The sequence below is a fragment of the Bacillus sp. DHT2 genome (assembly GCF_026241455.1).
Taxonomy (GTDB): Bacteria; Bacillota; Bacilli; order Bacillales; family Bacillaceae_G; genus Bacillus_A; species Bacillus_A pseudomycoides.
Map to the genome: position 1 here is coordinate 1 of NZ_JAPHWH010000051.1, position 2,628 is coordinate 2,628.

At 38.4% G+C, this 2,628-nt stretch carries 1 protein-coding gene; it reads right to left on the reverse strand.

Annotation, left to right across the window (positions count from 1 at the left end):
• Positions 1–150 precede the first annotated feature (150 nt).
• Positions 151–1,974 (reverse strand): reverse transcriptase/maturase family protein, encoded by a 1,824-nt coding sequence (locus ORL93_RS30675; RefSeq protein WP_265960335.1) that lies wholly within the window; start codon positions 1,972–1,974, stop codon positions 151–153.
• Positions 1,975–2,628 lie beyond the last annotated feature (654 nt).

Genomic DNA, 2,628 nt, shown 5'->3' on the forward strand with positions numbered 1-2,628 from the left:
CGCCAGGTATAAAATATTTCAAAACCGCATCAACATATAAGTAGAGTAAGCACCCAACGCCTTGCTACATTACTGTAGTAGGTTTTCAAGTGCTCCTCCCCGAACCGGACTTACATCTCTCAATGTATCCGGCTCTCCATCTGTCTCCTGCTAGACTTCTCCTTTATGCCTTTTAACGTGGCACTCTTTACATAACGCTATGGTTTTACGATTCCTTGAAACCATACGTTTCTCTAGAAAGGATTTGTTCGGCTTATTTTTAATGTCTTTCAATCTCTTTACATGATGCATATGAATTGTGGTATTAGTTTTTCCACACAATTCACATAGTTCTGCTTTGATTCGATCAGAGAGTTTCGTTTCACTTAGCACATATTTTGTATCTGGAATTAAATCCAAGGTCGCTTCTTTTGACTGTTTCTCTCGGGGAAAACTACGTTCAATAAAATGGGTTTGCTTTTCTCCTCGAGATGTTTTATATGTGACAGTAAATCGTCTATTTTTCTCATAGCGTTTTCGAATCTCTTTTGTTTTAACTCTATACTTAGATGCAAATGTTTTTAGCATAGAGTAATACATAAAGTAAGCAAAACGATGCATATGATTGCTCACGTTTTCTGCTAGCCGATAATAGTTGTACAATCCTCTTATTTCACTGTTATATTGAGCGACAATCTCTAAATCTTCATTATGAATGAAGTATCCTCTTTCTTTTGGCATCCAAGTGCCATCGGCACTCATTTTAATAGCTTGGTATTTCTTTAACTTGTTGACCCAAGCTTCGTGAGGCATTTTCAATTGAACTTTTCCATTAAGGTATCTACATACTCTTCCAATCGCATCTTTTCGAGGTTCACTTCCTCTGAAAATACGAATGTTGTAACCGAGAAATCCTGCATGTTTTTCGGAAGCATGGGTAATAAGCGTTTTTTCTTGTGACAATTCCAATTGAAGTGTTTCCATTAGATATTCAGTCAATGTTTCCTTAATATTTCTTGCATCGTACTTCGAGCCAATTACACCAATTAGAAAATCATCAGCGTATCTAACATAAGTAAGACGCTTATAATTTGAATCCATTGGATTACTATATGAAATTGTTCGTAATTCTTTCTTTAACGCTTTAGCCTGTTCTAAATGTTGTTGTGCTTCTTCCATTTGCTCTTCTTCTAATGCATTTTTATACTTCCGAATCAAGCTTCTCATTTGAGTATATTTTCGTTCATAGTCAGGATTTTTCTTCCGCTTTTTACCTTTATTGAATTGTTGTATAAAATCCATCATGTATTGGTCTAACTCATTCAAGTAGATATTAGAAAGAAGTGGACTAATAATACCTCCTTGTGGTGCACCGCTGAAGGTATTATGAAATCTCCATTCTTCCATGTATCCAGCACGAAGAAATTTCCATATCAGTTCAATAAATGCCTCATCTTCGATGCGTTTTCTTAGAATGCCAATCAGGGTATGATGATTGATATTATCGAAAAAACCTTTAATATCCCCTTCAATGAACCACTTGCTACCAGTAAACGTTCTTTGGATTTCTTGAAGTGCCGTGTGACAACTTTTTCCTTTTCGATAAGCATGTGATGATATAGAGAATGTAGGTTCATATATAGCTTCCAATATCATTCTCACAACTTCTTGCACCAATTTATCCGCAAAACTAGGTATACCCAATGGTCTTTTCTTTCCGTTTTTCTTAGGGATATATACTCTTTTTGATGGAAACGGTTGGTATGTCCGTTGTTTAAGAGTTTCTATAAGTCCTTCGATAACTTCTATTGAAAATCCATCCATAGAACGCTTATCTACTCCCATCGTGAGTGCTCCATCATTTTTACTCAGATTGTCATATGCAGTGAAATAAAACTCTGGATTGTACAAATTTCGATAGAGTCTTCGGAATTTATACTCTTCCTTCTGACACTGTCTTTGCAGGTTGCTTAATACTACTTTTGGACTTTGCATGATGCCTTTCGCACCTCCCCAATTTCATTTTTAAGCGGACAGACTGCCTTCCTTCGCCATGCACTAGGCTTTCCCTAGCTCGGACTACTATGAAGGCTCCGTTACCGTATTAGATATTCATGAGCCACACTTCTTGGCAGAGCCTTGAAGTCATCCTCAATAGCCTTCCGGCTTTCCAACTTAGGTAATCCCCGTTTAGAAGACAAGAGACTTGCACATATGGTTTCGGATGCGACTTTCACACGTTTCCACGTATAGTGGCGGATGGTAAGTGTCCCTATACATAGCGACGACACCTTTATCGCTATGTCATCTACCACATTTCGTATATAACCATCTTCCGAAATGAGTTACGGTAGCCTTCCTTGTGCTATCGTTCAAGCAGTCTAGCTTTCATCCTTATCCATATTTCACATCTTGCCGTTCAGTCGTGATTCGATGATTAATCAACTTACGGCTTTCTTGACATGCTATTGTCCCTCTTCAGTTTCCCTCCAAGGTTAGTCAAGGGATGCTAGGTCATTTAGGGAAGACCTAATGGTTTGCAATCACCATGTTCTCTTGCTCCCTCTACGGGCGCACGGCGTCGCCATAACATGCCCCATAGGGTATCATCTCTGGTCTTACACAACGATACATACCCGTATGTTTTAC

Coding starts and splice junctions, on each gene's coding strand:
- ORL93_RS30675 (WP_265960335.1), bottom strand. CDS start 1,974: ATGCAAAGTCCAAAAGTAGTATTAAGCAACCTGCAAAGACAGTGTCAG.